Genomic DNA, 16,160 nt, shown 5'->3' with positions numbered 1-16,160 from the left:
CTACTCTAATTTAAGTGACAACTCGGGTATGTGGTCTGCCTAAGTCTGTAAATTTATTTAATACTGCCACACGTGCATGAATCCCATTGACTTGGCTTTGAAAATTTCTCGCACTGAGTTTATCCCCCAATAATTTGATGCAATGCATCTTGGTTTCAACCAAACTTCGCTGATGATAGCCTGACCATTTCTTCCAAATAGTTCTTCCTAAACGCTTAACTGTTCGAAGCAACTCATTGCGTTCTAGTGAGCCCATCTTTTTATCTTTCCATGGCCTCGCATTTTTTCTTGGTGGAATCACTGCTTGTGCTTGCCGATCCACAATGACCTTTCGGCACTGTTTGGTATCATAAGCTCCATCGGTATAGACGGAGTCAACTCTCTCATCTTCTGGAATCTGAGCAAGTAAATGACCAAGCACCTGTGAATCACTCACATTGTTGGTTGTGAGCTGAACTGCCCGTATTTGAAGTGTTTCAGCATCTATACCAATATGAAGTTTGCGCCATTGTCGACGATATTCAGGTTGATGTTTCTTTCGTTTCCATTCACCTTCACCTATAAACTTTAAACCAGTAGAGTCGACAAGTAGATGTAGTCCCTCACTACTTTTTTGATAGCTAATCGTAATATCAATACGTTGTTGTCGCCTACAAATTGTAGTGTAGTCTGGCGCTACCCCATTTAACCCACAAAGATGGATGAGACTTTGAACAAAGCCAGTGACCATACGTAAAGACAATCGAAAGAGAGATTTAATCATTAGGCAGCATTGGATAGCTGCATCGGAGTAAGTTTGATTTCGTCCTTGTTTGCCTTTTGATGGGGCATACCATTGCGTAGTAGGATCAAACCAAATGGCAATATTTCCACGATTAATGAGAGCTCGGTTATATGAAGACCAATTGGTTGTACGATACATTTTGGGTGTAGGCTTATTCATTTGAAAATTATATTGTGGAATAAGCCTTTAGAGATAGGTTTGTGCAACAAAGCCACAGATGACTAATAAACAGAGTAATCAATTTATATTACTTGAGCTATGTTCACTATTGTAGATATTAAAAAAGGTCAAAAACAATTTAGATTACTTAATCAAACTTTTAAACAAAGCTAAAGAAGTGTTAAGGGAACCATTAAATGCTGATTCTACTTATAGCTAAGTGAAAAATTAGTTGAGATAATCTTTTATAAACGGTAAAGGGCTTTTTCTAATTATTACTAATTATTGAAAATGAAAGCTCCTTCTTACGATTTACGGATTTGTTAAGACTAAAAAAAGTTTTATAGTTCTGTATGGATTTTGATTAATCTAAAGTCAATATGAGTTAATTTTATGTCGCAATCACAATTAAGATTCCACCTTATCCTCATAGGTACTTTAGCTTTATCAGGATGCGTAGATGAAAATGGTAATGTTAGTGTCGGAGTGAGTCTGAGGGGGAACTGGGACTGGTAGCGGAATTCCGATCGGAACTCCAAACCCGACTCCAAATCCTCGACCAGATGTTGAACCAGATAGAATGGAAGATGATGCAGAATATGCTGTTGCTTATCCTGATCCTGTAGTGCAAAACTGTTATGGAGTAGAAAGAACGATACAGTTTATAGAACACTATAACGAAACCCCTGTTTTTGCGGGTGATAGGCAAGATTTGTTTGGGGTGAATAGCAAAACCTTACCACCAATCAAATTTAAATTACGAGTGACTGTAAAAAATACACTACCAACACGAGTCTATGAATATATAGATAGTTGTCAGGCTGCTTTCCAGCTAAGTGGTAGTAAAACAGTAAAAATTACACAAAGCGATTATTGTCTCAATGACGAAACGGTAAATGTATATCAGCCTAATGAAGAAAGAACATATTATTATGCTTTTAATTTACCGAATATTTTGCAGACTTGGACGGCAAGTTATCATGCAGAATATTCAACCGCTTTTTATTCAGATTCAGTACAACGAAATCAGTGCGAAACGTTAAGTACACAGTTGGTTGTAGATCCATATCCATCGTCAATGGATGGAGCTCCACCTGATAAAGATTCAGGAACATCAAGTGTTGATACTGGATCACAAAACTCTAGTACTAATGGCTCATCACAAAGTGGGTCTGATGATAGTCCTATTTTTGGTGGGTTTGGCTTAGGTGATGAACTCTAGTTAAATTTCAGAAGATATAAAACTCTTAGAGATCATTTTATTTTAATGATCTCTGAGAGGACTTTTTAAATAGTATTTTGAATGTTTTTATTTGATGAGTCACATCATTATAGAATCTTTTTAGAGAAAGTAATTTTCCCCCTCATTTTTTAACTTATTATGTATAGTTGTTTGTTAATTTTAAAAATATGCAAATATTATATATAACCCGAATCCTGTTTAAGCCAAGGGTTCCATAATTTGAATTTTTGGCTCATTTCGTTGAGTTAATTAATATGCGAATAACGATGCGTAAATCCCATTTAGAAATCCATGAATACTATGCGCTTTACTCGTCACTAAATTTTATTGACCTTTCAATAAACTAAATAAAGTTTCTATTTTATTGCGTTATTTCAGATGGTGTTCATCTGCTTTTAATAACTGTATAGATTTCATGTTCTTTCAGTGATAAGTAATTAAATCAACACTTTGCACTTTTAATCTACTCTTTAATTCTTGACTAATATAGCCACGATCAGCATATAGTTTGGCAGTCATTCCTTTGACGAACTGTTCAACCATTTTAATATCTGCTGTATGTGCATTCGATAAGGCAGTACTGACAATCTTTCATCAAGGCGAAATGTAAAGCATGCAGTGCCAATTGATGTGCTCCGATGAGATGAACTATTCGTTGGTAACACGGTAAATATTTAAAGAGTTGGCTTTGATGTTGCTTTAATGAAAAGAAGAATGCTTTGAAATTGTTGATATGAGTATATTTATACCAAATGGCGATAAAATTGATTTCTGAGAGACTCAATTGGGCTGGTCGAATTCTTATAGAGTGACGACTTTGTTTGAGAAATTTCCCGTAAGTTGCTTCAAATTTAAGAAAGAAATCATCGATTACGCAGAATAATTCGGTACTATTGAACATTAGGGCTAGAGCTTTAAGTTTGGTGTGGTAACTCAACTGATGGCTCTAGTTCCTTTATTTTTCAAGTCAATTTCTTATCCGCGATTCGAGTTAACTAAAATAATGAACGTAATGTTGGTCGTATTTCTTTTAAAAATAAGCAATAATTTTTGTGGTTTTTTTATAAGTAATTGTTTTTATATATTTATATTTGTTTGAGTTATGACGTATTTTCATCCGTTGATGTATTGTTTCTTGGGTGTTGTTTTAGATGAAATTTGTTAGTTTTAAAAGATGGTAATGCATTTTATTATCAAAGTAGCTGTATAGGTGACTCTTGGGTTCTTATTATGTGTTTTGGTATTTTTTTGAACAAAAACTAAGAGTAAACAAGAGTGCTTACTTCATAATAAAAGTGGTCGAAGATGAAACACTTCAACCACTTAGAGTCAAATAATACTGAGAGACTTGATATTTATTTAGGATAAGGTGCAGTGAAACCTAAAGCACATTTTCCTTTCACTTCCATCCCATTGATCATGACAGATTTGGTTGCCATATCGGTTTGGCATGCTGTCATTAATTCGGATTCATTTCCCTTCACTGCTTTATGGGTACTAAAGAATTGTGGTTCACAAGTACCGTTCCAAATAATTCCACGGTAAGCAAAACTTACAGGAGCACCTTGAGTTTTCCCTTTACAAACCTGCATGTATTTTTGGGCATTGTAGGTGGTTTCAACTTTATCATTTGCTTGAGTAGCAATGGGGGCAAAACATAAACCGCAGAGAACAGCAGAGAATAGAATATTTTTATTCATGATGTGTACCTTGTTCCTTTATTTGTCATGTTGCTTCTTAATAGAATAAAAAATAGCCAAAATAAAACAGTGTAAATCAGGTAAATAGTGCTGAAAAATTGTGTTAAATTGCTTAATTATTATACGATTCAATAGTGTTTATGTAGTGATATGCAACATTCAATAGTAAATGTTATTGAAAATAAAATTGAGTTCCTTAGTCAACTTACTCAACAAAATTTGATATAATACTCTGTCATTCTTTTTATTTCTCTCTATACCACTATGCATTATCCTAAAGTTTACGATGTCATTGTTATCGGTGGCGGTCACGCAGGTACGGAAGCAGCGCTTGCTGCGGCGCGTATGGGTCGACAGACTTTACTCCTGACTCATAACATTGAGACTTTAGGGCAGATGAGCTGTAACCCAGCTATTGGCGGTATTGGTAAATCGCACTTAGTTCGTGAAATTGATGCCTTAGGTGGTGCAATGGCATTGGCTGCCGATAAAGGTGGTATCCAGTTCCGCATTCTGAACTCACGCAAAGGTGCAGCAGTACGTGCTACACGTGCACAGGCTGACCGTGTACGTTATAAAGCTGCGATTCGCGAAACTTTGGAAAACCAAGCCAATCTAGATATTTTCCAGCAAGCAGCAGATGACCTTATTGTTGATGGCGATACTGTAAAAGGTGTTGTGACTCAAATGGGAATTCGTTTTGATGCGAAAACGGTTGTACTGACGGCGGGAACCTTCTTAGGCGGTGTAATCCATGTCGGTTTAGAAAAATCGAGTGGCGGTCGTGCAGGTGATCCACCATCAATTTCGCTTGCTCACCGTTTACGTGAGTTAAATCTGCCAGTAGGCCGTTTAAAAACAGGTACACCACCACGTATTGATGCACGTTCTGTTGATTTTTCTGTGATGACTCCTCAACCAGGTGATTTTCCATCTCCAGTGATGTCATTTATGGGTGATGCATCTATGCACCCAGAACAAGTCAATTGTTATATCACGCATACCAATGAAAAAACTCATGACATTATTCGTGGCGGTTTAGACCGTTCACCAATGTACACAGGTGTGATTGAAGGGGTAGGTCCGCGTTACTGTCCATCGATTGAAGATAAAATTCACCGTTTTTCGGACAAAGATTCACATCAAGTGTTCTTAGAGCCTGAAGGTTTAGATACACATGAGCTTTATCCAAATGGTATTTCGACCTCTTTACCATTTGATGTGCAGTTTGAATTGGTACGTTCGATTCGTGGTATGGAAAATGCGCATATTTTGCGTCCAGGTTATGCGATTGAATATGACTATTTCAACCCGCAAGCGCTTAAATTTACTTTAGAAACCAAGGCGATTAACAACCTGTATTTTGCAGGTCAGATTAATGGTACGACAGGTTATGAAGAAGCGGGTGCACAAGGTTTGTTGGCAGGTCTGAACGCTGCGCGTCGTGCTTGGGATCAGGAACAATGGACGCCAAAACGTGATGAAGCGTATATGGGCGTGTTGGTTGATGACTTGATTACATTGGGTACGAAAGAACCGTACCGTATGTTTACTTCGCGTGCAGAATATCGTTTGATGTTGCGTGAAGATAATGCGGATCAGCGTTTAACGCCAGTAGGTCGTGAAATGGGCTTGGTGGATGACGTTCGTTGGGCTGCTTACTGCGAAAAAATGGAAGCTGTTGAAAAAGAAACAGGTCGTTTACAACACCTTTGGGCTGCGCCAAATAACCCAATGGGTAAAAAGTTTGTTGAAATGACAGGCGCTGACTTGTCGAAAGAATGTAGCGCGATTGACTTACTCAAACGTCCAAATATTTCATTTGCCCAAATTGCGGAATTGACTGGTTCTGAAGTGTCACAACAAGTAGGTGACCAGATTGAAATTGCGGTGAAATACGAAGGCTATATTAACCGTCAGCATGAAGATGTCGCGCAAATGAAGCGTCTGGAAGAAACTAAAATTCCAGCCGATTTTAATTACGATGTTGTTTCAGGTCTTTCACGTGAAATTACCTTAAAGCTTAAAGATGTACGTCCAGATACTTTGGCACAAGCTAGCCGTATTCCTGGTGTGACACCAGCAGCAGTTCAACTGGTGATGATCACGATTCGTAAGAATGCACAAACCAAGAAATCTGCTTAATCTTTGAAAATGATTAAAAAAGTCCGCTTTATGCGGGCTTTTTTTTAGGTAAAATCAGCGCGCTATAAAGCACAATAAAAAAATAAGGTTAAGTAATGTCATTACAATATAAAAATGGTGAAGAGATTCGCGAGGGCGATGTTGTGATTTGGTTAAATCAAAATGGTGAATTTTATCAATTTGATCAAGCCATTATGAAAGTATGGAATGTTGCTAAAACCAATGATGGGGAGTTGGTGGGGGTAAATTTAATGCCTCCTGAAGCTGAGTCTCCTATGCAGATGTTGAGAGCTTTGGTTCGACCAAATGATCCTGAATCATCTGGTGAAATTATGAAAATGTCAGATGTTCCGGGGCTTTATACTATTACACGATGGTTTTTACCTTTACAGCAAGTTTCTAAAAGTTTGGGCTTGGTTGCACGTATTGATTATTTTGCTGAACATGAAAGAGGACATGGCGAACTGATTCATCAAATAATTCAGAAGAAAGCAGAACAGTATCACGGCATTTATCAATATTATTTGGCAGATCAGGCTTATCAAGCACGTGACTTTCAACGTTATATTGATTTACTACGTTACTCTGCACAGTCGGGATATAGTCCTGCGATGTGTCAGTTAGCTCAGCAATTATTTATTGGCGGAATTTTACAAAAAAGTTTGGAAGGAAGCTTTAACTGGTATCGAGAAGCCGCATCCAAAATGGATAGTATTGCGCTATATCAGTTGGCAGGATGTTATGCGCGAGCACAGGGCACCGAACAAGATTTACAGAAAAGTTTGCAGCTCTTGGAGCAATCATCCGAACAGGGTTGTTGGGCAGCGACATTGGGATTGGCTGCCTATTATCGTTTTGGTTGGTTAACCTGTTTTTTAGTCAATCCAGTTTATCCGAATTATGGTGTGGTGAGCGACCATGTGATTCATCCTGGGCAGGCATTATATCTGTATCACCGAATTGCATCTCAGGCTCCTGAAACTGAAAAAGTTGTTTTGGCTAATGCTTATTATCATTTAGCTTGGATGTATCAAGATGGTATTGGCACAAAACGTGATTATGAGCAATGTGTCTATTGGTATCAAAAATCGGCTGATTTAGGCAATTCAGTTGCAATCAATAATTTAGCTGATAAATATGAGCATGGTTTAGGTATACCGCTTGATTTAGATATGGCTATTGAGCTGTATCAACAAGTCGCTGGGCGAGTGATAGCAGCCGATTTAAGTTTGGGGCGTATGTATGTAGAAGGGCGAGGTGTTGAGCAAGACTTCGAATTGGCTCGAAAACATTTAAATGTTGTACTAGAGGCACGCATTGACGGTATAGATACAATGCAAGCGGAGGCGATGCAACTGTTTGCATCCTTTACCGAAGATAGCCCACTGCAACAGGCTCAACACGTTCTCAAAAATGCGCGTGATTATTCAATTGAGCAAATTTCTGAACAGATCAGAAAGATTGATTCATTTCTGCATATGGATGAAGCCAAGCAATTATTCTTTAAACTATTTTTACTTAATGCTCAAAAAGGTGAAGCTTCCTCACAGTATCAAGTGGGGTATTGGTATTTAAATGGTTTCTATACCGAAAAAGATTTAGAGGAAGCGGCGTATTGGATTCAGAAAGCGGCCGATCAAAAAGACTCGTATGCGGAATGCAAGATTGGATATATGTATGAAAATGGACTTTATTTTAATCCAGATTTAGATCTTGCAGAAAAGTGGTATGAGCGGTCACTAAGGACCCCATCAACAGCATATTATCCAGAATACATCGCTGGGCAATTAAATCCTGAGTATTTAAAAATGTACGAGCAAATGAATAGTGAGGCATTGAGTGGACTTGTTCGTGTTGAGCAAAAGCGTCCGAAACGCAACAAATGGCTTTTTTGGAAAAAATAAAAGCCGATTTCTACTTCATGAAAGTTATTGACTATACAATTATAGTTAATAGCTTTCATTTGTATAACATACTGTATTTTATAGGTTATATATTTTGATAAGAGCTTTTAGCTATCATTTTATAAGGGTTTAGCTCTAAATAACCGAATCATTTAAAAATGAGAGTGAATGAATCCCGACCATTGTCGTGCTATTTCTCGCCAGTGATACCTTTCAAAATAGCCCCACAAGTTTTAGCCAACTTGCAAACTATTGATGGAGATCAATTATGGCTCAAACAAACATGGGAAAAACGCAGAAATTCCTCATCGTATTTTTGTGTTTTTGGGTAGCTTTTTTTGAAGGTTTCGATTTACAAGCACCTGGTATTGCAGCAAAAGGAATCGCAGCAACCTTTGGATTAGATCAAGTACAAATGGGATATGTGTTTAGCCTAGGTGTATTTGGTATGCTGTTTGGCGCATTCTTTGGCGGACGCGTTGCAGATTATTTAGGTCAAAAGAAAGTCCTGATGCTGTCTATTGCGATCTTTGGGGTGTTTTTTAGTATTACAGCAATCGCACCGAATGTAGAAGTTTTATATCTTGCACGCTTTTTCACAGGGCTGGGTTTAGGTGCTGCGATGCCGACCATGATTTCAGTGGTGGGTGATGAAGCAACGGAAGCCAACCGCGGAAAATTAAACAGTTTAATGTATTGTGGCTTACCTGTAGGTGCCATTTTTGTGGCAGGGCTTGCGATTTATTTTAAAGATATTCCATGGCAGACATTGTTCTTGATTGGTGGGATTACCCCATTAGTCCTCATTCCATTTATGGCATTTATTTTAAAAGATAAACCGAAGCAAACAACGCTTGTCGAAAATGCTGACCTAGCACCAGTCCCTGCAATGACTGAAGTATTATTTCAGCAGCAAAAATTTAAACAGACTTTATCACTCTGGGTAAGTTTCTTTTTCACTTTGATGGTGAACTATATTTTAATTAGCTGGTTACCGAACTTGTTGATGGAACAAGGCTTAGAAAAGCAGCAAGCATTTCTGGTGATGCTGGTTTTTCAGGTGGGTGCAGTGATTGGAACCTTGGGTTTTGGTTACTTGCTAGATCGTTTGAAATTATGGCAGATGGCGGTAATTATCTATTCAGGATTATTTATTGCCATATTTTTACTGTTCACCAGTAAAGTAGTAGCGGTATTAATTATAGCAGGGGTGTTGGGCGGAATTTTCTCTACAGGTGGTCAATCTATTCTCTACGGAATTTCTCCAATCTTTTATTCAGGCGCGGGTAAGGTCACAGGTGTAGGGAGCGCAATCTCTTTAGGACGCTTAGGTGCAATGACAGGCCCATTACTGACGGGTAAAATTTTAGCCTTAGGTTTAGGTACAACGGGTATTTTGGTGGCAAGTGCTCCAGGCATTATTCTTTCTGCAATTGCCGTCACTGCATTATCACGTTTTAAAGCTCAGCAAGCGAAAAAATAATATTTTTTATCTCGATCTTAAAGGGCTACGCATAAGTGTAATGATTTACATTTGTGCGTTTTGCATTTTATCGAAGCCCTTAATGTCGAACGTTAAATATTAGTCGTAGCTTCGAAAAATTTAGAACAATAATTTTGAGTTTCAAAAAGTAATAAATATCAACTTTTTTAAATGATATGGGTAAATTAGGGCACAAAATTTGCTACATTAGAGAAAACCGTTCTCATTTAGCATTAGGGCCTGTTGATATTTACTGTGCAAAAAAATAGCGAGAAAGTAAAATTCAATTGCCAAACCAAATCGACTTCTCGCTATGCATCAACCAATGCTGATTGATCAACACTGGTTAAAGCTGAAATCTATTGTCCATAATTTTGGTATTTATCTTATGTCCTTGGAGGGATATAACTGAATCATTTGGTAAATCCAATATGATGGTTTAAACGATTCATCCGATGGTCTAAAGATAATAAGCTATTAAAAATATTTAAGTTATTTTCAAAACATGCTGATCTAGAATAGGTATTTATTGATGCTAGCCATATTCGAGCACATCAACATGTTACAGGACTCAAGGATCAAGCTATTTCAAGGAGCATCGGTGGAAACAGTACTAAAATCCATTTAGCTATAGATTAAAATGGGAACCCAATTCAATTTCTTACTCATGATGGCACAACTCATGATGTGAAAGTTGCTCTTACATTGGTTGATAAAATAGACTTAACAGATACCGATGTTCTTAGCGCTGATAAGGGATGTGACTCGAAAGCTTTGAGAGAGGAAATAGAAAGAACATCCACAACAGCGAATATTCCAAAGAAATACAACATACTTATATTTATTTGGTTAACATTATGAAATGTCAACAGACCCTAATGATTTGATTTAAAAAAATTTCCTTTAATCTGGCTTGGAGAATGGAATTGCTTGTTATCCGCTATAAGCCTTGGATCATGATCATACTACTGGTTTTGGTCGTCAGTTTTGCTACATATCGCTGGTGGCAAGGACCATTGCTACCTAGTTATGAAGTCGTATCTAGTCCATTGATTCAGACAGTTGTTGCTTCGGGACGGGTAGAGAAAGTATCTCGGACTCAGATTGGTAGTGAAATTACAGGGGTTGTTCTTGAGCGCTTGGTTCAAGAGGGAGATCGGGTCTCTCGAGGAGATGTTCTTTTAGTACTGAAATCTGATGAAATTTCAGCGCAAGTGCGGCAGGCAGAAGCTGAATTAAAGGAACTCGCAACCACTAGACGTCAGCAAGCAGAAGTCGATTTAGCGAATGCCAAAGTACAATTAGAACAGGCTCAAAGAGAGGCGTTACGCAGACGAAATACCGAATTAGGAATATTATCAGCAGAGGAAAGGGAGAAATCGATAGAGGCAGAAAGACTCGCCCGTAATAATTTGGAATCAGCTCGATTAAAAGTTGCTTCACTTGCCCCAGATAAAGTTGAAGAGACAAAATTACGTGAGCGACTCGCTGCACTACAAGCACAACTTGCCAAGACTAAAATTCGTGCAGAAGTTTCAGGTATTATTTTAACCCGTAATGTTGAGCCAGGGGATCTGGTACAACCGAGTCAGACTCTCTTCACTATTGCACTGGATGGTGCGACTGAAATACGAGTGCCATTTGATGAACGAAATTTACCACTGCTGGCTTTACAACAAAAAGCAGCAGTGATTGCAGATGCCTATCCAGATCAACCTTTTCCTGCCCATATTAATTTTATTGCCCCAAGTATTGATGCTCAACGTGGCACAGTAGACGTCCGATTAACAGTTGATCCAGTCCCAGATTTTTTGCGTCAAGACATGACGGTATCGGTAAATGTTGAAACTAACCAGCGCGAGCGAACCTTGGTCATTCCAAATGATGCTTTAAGCAGTATAAGTGGCAACAAGGCTATGGTTATTTTAGTAAGAGATAGAAAAATTCAACGTCATCCCATCACACTGGGTTTACGTGGTTTGGTCATGTCTGAAGTTGTAGCTGGATTAAAAGAAGGTGATCACGTCCTTACCGATGCAGAATCAGTGCTTAAAGATGGAACTCGTGTCCGAATAGAGCAAACTAAACGTGTCTTGCAGAGTCAAACGGATCAGACAAATAGCAAAAATGAATTACCGGTGAAATTCGATTGAAAAACTTTTTTGGGCGACTTTGGACAGAGTGGACCATCGCAATCAGTTTTTTGCGAGAGGGTCGCACACAGTCGATGATGATTACCATTGGCGTCGCGGTGGGGGTAGCCGTCATTGTGTTCATTAGCGCCTTAATTCAAGGTTTACAATCGAATATTGTAGAAAGGACTTTAGGGACACAGGCGCATATTCGTTTGCTCTCACCAGATGAGGTGAATCACATTGTGCCACCAGTAGCAGGAATACTTCAGTTGTTACAAGAAGATAAGCGTGCGCAACGCTTACGTTCTATTAATAATTGGCAGCAGATTACTGAGAATTTAGATCAGTTGCCGGTGTTGACTGCGGTTTCTCCTGTGGTCTCTGGTCCTGCATTTGTACAGCGCGGAGATGCGATTCAATCGGTTGCATTGGTTGGTATCAATCTTGAACGTTATCAACAGATTATTCCGTTAAAGCAATATATGGTGAGTGGCGAATTACGGGTCAGTGCGGATAATGTATTAATTGGGCGTCAATTGGCCAAAGATTTAGGTGTGCAAGTCGGGAGCAAATTAAGGTTAGATACTGGGCAACAGAAAAATGCAGTGGTGAACATCTCTGGAATATTTGAACTTGGCGTGCGTGAATTGGATACGCGCTATGTCTATCTGGATTTGAAACAGGCGCAATCTTTACTTAATTTGCCGGGTGGTGTGACCGTGATTGATCTGACGATCCAAGACATTTTTCAGGCGGATCAAGTTGCCTCACAAGTTGGACGCCTGACTGGATTAAAAGCAGAAAGCTGGATTGAAACCAATGCTCAATTAATGAATGCGATTACTGCTCAGAGCCTTTCGACCAACATGATTATTGTTTTTGTGGGAATTTCAGTCGCTTTTGGTATTGCCAGTGTGATGTCGGTGAGTGTGGTGCAACGGACTCGGGAAATCGGTATTTTGCGTGCGACGGGGGCGACACAAGCGCAAATTTTAAGAGTTTTCTTATTTCAGGGAGCAATTTTTGGTCTGCTTGGTTCGATGCTTGGTAGTGTTGTCAGTTATGGTCTAATCTGGGGGTTTAATCAGTTTGGTCCCGGCTTGTTTTATATTTCGATTTCAATCAAGCTTATCTTGTCAGCATTATTCTTGGCGACTTTGACGGGAGTTTTGGCTGCTGCAATACCTTCCCGTCGGGCGGCTGCACTCGATCCTGTGGAGGCAATTCGTCATGTCTGATTCATCTGAGGAAGTACTACGTTTAGAAGCATTGCGAAAGTCCTATAATGTTGGGCAACCTAATGAAGTGGAGGTATTACATGGAATTGACCTGTGTATTCAACGGAATGACTTTGCTGCATTAATTGGTCCTTCTGGTTCAGGCAAAAGTACTTTACTGAATATTCTTGGCTTATTAGATCAGCCTAGCTGTGGTGAGTTGTACTTGTTGGGTCAGGCAACAAGCCGTATGGATGATAGGGCTCGGACAGCATTACGCGGCAACAGTATAGGTTTTGTGTTTCAATTCCATCATCTTATACAGGCCTTTACTGCCTTAAATAATGTGCTTATGCCATTAATGTTGAAGCAAGGCAAGCCAGATCAATCTGCGTTGCAATATGCTCATGAATTATTGGCCGCCGTAGGCTTAGATAAGTTCGCTGACCGTAAACCGAATGAGCTTTCTGGAGGGCAGCAGCAGCGCGTGGCGATTGCACGTGCACTGATTACTCAGCCTGCACTATTGTTGGCCGATGAACCGACAGGTAATCTTGATACTCAAACTGCTGCGGAAATGTTTGAATTATTTCGTAAAGTACATCGCGAACATGACTGTGCAGTCCTTTTGGTGACTCATGATCCTAGATTATCGGCAACCTGTGATCGAACCATTAATCTGGTGGATGGGAGAATTCAGAGTGATTCCAGACACGAGATGAAATGAGTGCGAACGTGGGTCACTCTTTTGGGAATAGCAGTTCAAAACATATACCTTCTGCGCTATTGACTGCCCGATACATTCCCTGATGAAGCGTCAAAATAGATGCCACAATCGATAGGCCTAAACCCCCCGTTTGATGAGGGCTTTGTCTGCTGGAACTGCACTGATAAAAACGCTCAAAGAGATGAGGCAAATGCTCAGGAGCAACTTCCAAACCACTGGTGATCACAGATAATATAATCATCTGCATATTATTAATGTTCTTTCGGCAGCTAAGCACATAAATAGTTTGGTGATTGCCGCCGTGAATGAGCGCATTTGATATCAGATTATACAGCGCTTGTTGTAACAGTTCTGGATCTGCCGATAGCTCAGTTGCTTCAAGCCTTAAAACAAAATTGCAGTGTTGTTCTTCGGCTTGATATTCAAAAATACTGCACATATGTTCTATAAAGGATTGGAGCTGAATTATCTGTTTGTTTAAGCAAACTTTGTGCGCATCTGCGCGGGCGAGAAATAACATGCTGTCAATCATTCGTTTTAAACGTTGATAGTCCTCCAAGTTGGAAATCAAGAGTTCCTGATACTGTGCGGGACTACGTTCATTCATGAGTAAAATTTCGGTTTGCCCGATTAAATTATTCAATGGGGTCCTAAATTCATGCGCAATGTCTTCAGAGAAGCGATTCAGTTGGCTATATCCCATTTCAATACGGTCAAGCATGGCGTTGATATCGGATGCTAGTTGTTCAATCTCTTGAGGGGGATGAATCAGATTGAGTCGCTGCTCAAGTTTGTGAATATTAATGGCATGAGTCTGTTCTCGCAGAGTTCTTAATGCGTTCAATCCCAGATGGCTAGCAATGGCACAGAGTATGAAAATGGCCAAGATGCCCGTAAATACATAAATAAAAAGACGTTTTTGAAAAGGCGAGATGATGGCTAAACGTTCAGACCACTGTTTGCCTGCAATTAACACATAGGGCTGCTGATTGATTTGAATGGTTTTCCAAGCAATACGGGTGGGGTAAGTATGAACCGATAAATCTTGGAATTGAATTTGGGGCTGATGGGTAAATTCAGGCAGCGGAATGCCAAGAGGATTGATGTTGATGAGAATCTGATTGCCTTGAATCAATAAAAACAAATTATCCTGATTTCCCAACATATTTTGATACAGCTTCGGACGAGCGATAATCTGTTCAATATTGCTACTGTCTTGTAGCAAAATTTCCAGTCGCTCAATTCGTTCAACCAAAGCCCGATCTTGCTGAGCAATTAAAATCTGGTTGATACCCAGATAGGTCATAAATGCTACAGCGCACAAGACCATTGCAGCACACCCTGTAACCAAGAGTGTTAATCGGAGTTCTAAAGAGCGAATGGGCTTGAACATTATGCTTCCACTGAAATTTTATAGCCCAAACCACGGACAGTATGAATTAATTTTATCTCATGCCCCTCGTCAATTTTACTGCGTAAGCGTCGTACCGCGACATCAATAAAATTCGTATCAGTATCAAAATTGATATGCCAAACTTCGGAAGCAATTTGCCTACGCGTAATAATTTCATTTGGGTGCCGTAGCATAAAGTGCAATAAATTAAACTCCTTTTTACTGAGTTCAATTAACTGCTCATGTCGCCAAACTTTATGATGGATTAAGTCCATTTTTAAATTGCCTATCCATAACTCATTTTCCTGAACATACTGTTGCCGTCTCAGCAGACTTTTAATACGTGCGAGTAATTCAATATACGAAAAAGGTTTGGCCAGATAGTCATCGGCACCCAGTTCCAGACCTTTGACCCTATCAATAATTTGATCTTTGGCAGTGAGAAAAATCACGGGTATATGGGAAAACTGACGTAATACTTTTAAGACTGCCCAGCCATCAATATCGGGCAGCATCACATCTAATATGACCAAGGTATAAGGTTGCATTTTTAGTTTTTCCAAGCCTTCGAGCCCTGAATGAACACATTCAGCGGCATAGCCAGATTCATTTAAGCCCTTCACCAGATATGAGGCGATCTTCACTTCATCTTCGATAATTAGAATACACATTTTGCTCAGACTCATTTTGAAGATGACAACTTTGTAATGTGATTGTCATGCTTCAAATCATTCGGGTTGTATAAGATTTTGTAAAACTTAATTCGGGGCAATCATGATGAACAATCTCAAAGGGCTTGTTTTAACAGTAATGCTGATGGGTAGCAGTACTTTTGCACAAACCGTTCAATTGAATCAAGTTTATTCACTCGATTCCAACGCTGCACAAATCCTTGTTGATGCCGCAGTGGCTGCTTGTCAAAAAATACAGCACAACATTGCTGTGGTCGTGGTTGATCGGGGAGGAAATACCTTGATGGCAAGTAGGCATGAAAATGTCGGCCCCCATAATTTGGGCGCAGCCGAAAAGAAAGCCTATACCGCTTTATCGACCAAAACAGCGACCTTGCTGTTAAGTCAAAATGCCCATGAAAACAGTGATGCAAAAAATTTAACCACTTTATCTAATTTGCTGTTGTTAGGAGGTGGTTTACCAGTGCGTTATGAAAATCAGGTGGTCGGTGCAATTGGGGTTGCAGGTGCAGGAGGCGCCAAAAATGATCAGTATTGTGCTGAGGCAGCCATTCAGTCTAGTTTTAATCGTTAAGGAT

General features: G+C 39.4%; 11 protein-coding genes and 3 pseudogenes. 9 read left to right on the top strand and 5 right to left on the bottom strand.

What is annotated here, in order from left to right; genetic code table 11:
* Positions 1-10: 10 nt before the first annotated feature.
* Positions 11-943 carry an IS5 family transposase gene (locus I593_RS05055; RefSeq protein ID WP_035309773.1) on the bottom strand — a complete coding sequence of 311 codons (933 nt, stop codon included), beginning with the start codon at positions 941-943 and terminating at the stop codon, positions 11-13.
* Between the two features lie 393 nt (positions 944-1,336).
* Between I593_RS05055 and I593_RS05050 the strand changes: the two are divergent.
* Positions 1,337-2,165 (top strand): annotated as a pseudogene (locus tag I593_RS05050) (hypothetical protein).
* 270 nt (positions 2,166-2,435) lie between these two features.
* Here the strand turns inward: I593_RS05050 and I593_RS05045 are convergent.
* Positions 2,436-3,087 (bottom strand): annotated as a pseudogene (locus tag I593_RS05045) (transposase).
* 454 nt (positions 3,088-3,541) lie between these two features.
* Positions 3,542-3,886: a hypothetical protein gene (locus I593_RS05040; RefSeq protein WP_016166493.1), complete on the bottom strand. Its 345-nt coding sequence runs from the start codon at positions 3,884-3,886 to the stop codon at positions 3,542-3,544.
* Positions 3,887-4,150: 264 nt separating this feature from the next.
* Between I593_RS05040 and mnmG the strand changes: the two genes are divergently transcribed.
* From mnmG to I593_RS05010, 7 genes and pseudogenes are all read left to right on the top strand, one after another.
* A complete protein-coding gene (mnmG, locus tag I593_RS05035) occupies positions 4,151-6,031 on the top strand; it encodes a tRNA uridine-5-carboxymethylaminomethyl(34) synthesis enzyme MnmG (protein ID WP_016166492.1) in 1,881 nt (626 codons plus the stop codon).
* A 95-nt stretch (positions 6,032-6,126) separates the two neighbouring features.
* Positions 6,127-7,935, top strand: a complete 1,809-nt coding sequence (locus tag I593_RS05030) for a tetratricopeptide repeat protein (RefSeq protein WP_016166491.1) — start codon at positions 6,127-6,129, stop codon at positions 7,933-7,935.
* 268 nt (positions 7,936-8,203) lie between these two features.
* Complete coding sequence (gene mhpT / locus I593_RS05025) at positions 8,204-9,418, top strand: 3-(3-hydroxy-phenyl)propionate transporter MhpT (RefSeq protein WP_016166490.1); 1,215 nt, start codon at positions 8,204-8,206, stop codon at positions 9,416-9,418.
* A gap of 313 nt (positions 9,419-9,731) precedes the next feature.
* A pseudogene (locus I593_RS19930) lies at positions 9,732-10,255 on the top strand (IS5 family transposase); the annotation flags it as partial.
* An 89-nt stretch (positions 10,256-10,344) separates the two neighbouring features.
* Entirely contained in the window at positions 10,345-11,571 is a 1,227-nt protein-coding gene (locus tag I593_RS05020; protein ID WP_026441200.1) for an efflux RND transporter periplasmic adaptor subunit, read from the top strand.
* Positions 11,568-12,791, top strand: coding sequence for an ABC transporter permease (locus tag I593_RS05015; RefSeq protein WP_026441199.1), 1,224 nt, complete (start codon positions 11,568-11,570; stop codon positions 12,789-12,791). Before I593_RS05020 ends, I593_RS05015 begins: the two co-directional genes overlap by 4 nt.
* On the top strand, positions 12,784-13,497 hold the full coding sequence (locus I593_RS05010) for an ABC transporter ATP-binding protein (RefSeq protein WP_016166487.1): 714 nt from the start codon (positions 12,784-12,786) through the stop codon (positions 13,495-13,497). Before I593_RS05015 ends, I593_RS05010 begins: the two co-directional genes overlap by 8 nt.
* Before the next feature lie 13 nt (positions 13,498-13,510).
* On the opposite strand, the gene I593_RS05005 is transcribed toward I593_RS05010, so the two are convergent.
* Complete coding sequence (locus I593_RS05005) at positions 13,511-14,893, bottom strand: heavy metal sensor histidine kinase (protein ID WP_026441198.1); 1,383 nt, start codon at positions 14,891-14,893, stop codon at positions 13,511-13,513.
* Positions 14,890-15,561, bottom strand: a complete 672-nt coding sequence (locus tag I593_RS05000) for a heavy metal response regulator transcription factor (RefSeq protein ID WP_016166485.1) — start codon at positions 15,559-15,561, stop codon at positions 14,890-14,892. The genes I593_RS05005 and I593_RS05000 overlap by 4 nt, the downstream gene beginning before the upstream one ends.
* Positions 15,562-15,667: 106 nt before the next feature.
* Here I593_RS05000 and I593_RS04995 point away from each other — a divergent pair, with 106 nt between their 5' ends.
* Positions 15,668-16,156 (top strand): GlcG/HbpS family heme-binding protein, encoded by a 489-nt coding sequence (locus tag I593_RS04995; protein WP_026441197.1) that lies wholly within the window; start codon positions 15,668-15,670, stop codon positions 16,154-16,156.
* The last annotated feature ends 4 nt before the right edge of the window (positions 16,157-16,160 follow it).

The organism is Acinetobacter tandoii DSM 14970 = CIP 107469, assembly GCF_000400735.1.
GTDB classification, from domain to species: Bacteria; Pseudomonadota; Gammaproteobacteria; order Pseudomonadales; family Moraxellaceae; genus Acinetobacter; species Acinetobacter tandoii.
This window is presented reverse-complemented; position numbering and strand designations above follow the sequence as displayed.

Excerpts from the sequence above, each read along its gene's own strand:
- I593_RS05055 (WP_035309773.1), bottom strand. The coding sequence starts at position 943 with ATGAATAAGCCTACACCCAAAATGTATCGTACAACCAATTGGTCTTCA.
- I593_RS05040 (WP_016166493.1), bottom strand. The coding sequence starts at position 3,886 with ATGAATAAAAATATTCTATTCTCTGCTGTTCTCTGCGGTTTATGTTTT.
- mnmG (WP_016166492.1), top strand. The coding sequence starts at position 4,151 with ATGCATTATCCTAAAGTTTACGATGTCATTGTTATCGGTGGCGGTCAC.
- I593_RS05030 (WP_016166491.1), top strand. The coding sequence starts at position 6,127 with ATGTCATTACAATATAAAAATGGTGAAGAGATTCGCGAGGGCGATGTT.
- mhpT (WP_016166490.1), top strand. The coding sequence starts at position 8,204 with ATGGCTCAAACAAACATGGGAAAAACGCAGAAATTCCTCATCGTATTT.
- I593_RS05010 (WP_016166487.1), top strand. The coding sequence starts at position 12,784 with ATGTCTGATTCATCTGAGGAAGTACTACGTTTAGAAGCATTGCGAAAG.
- I593_RS05000 (WP_016166485.1), bottom strand. The coding sequence starts at position 15,561 with ATGTGTATTCTAATTATCGAAGATGAAGTGAAGATCGCCTCATATCTG.
- I593_RS04995 (WP_026441197.1), top strand. The coding sequence starts at position 15,668 with ATGAACAATCTCAAAGGGCTTGTTTTAACAGTAATGCTGATGGGTAGC.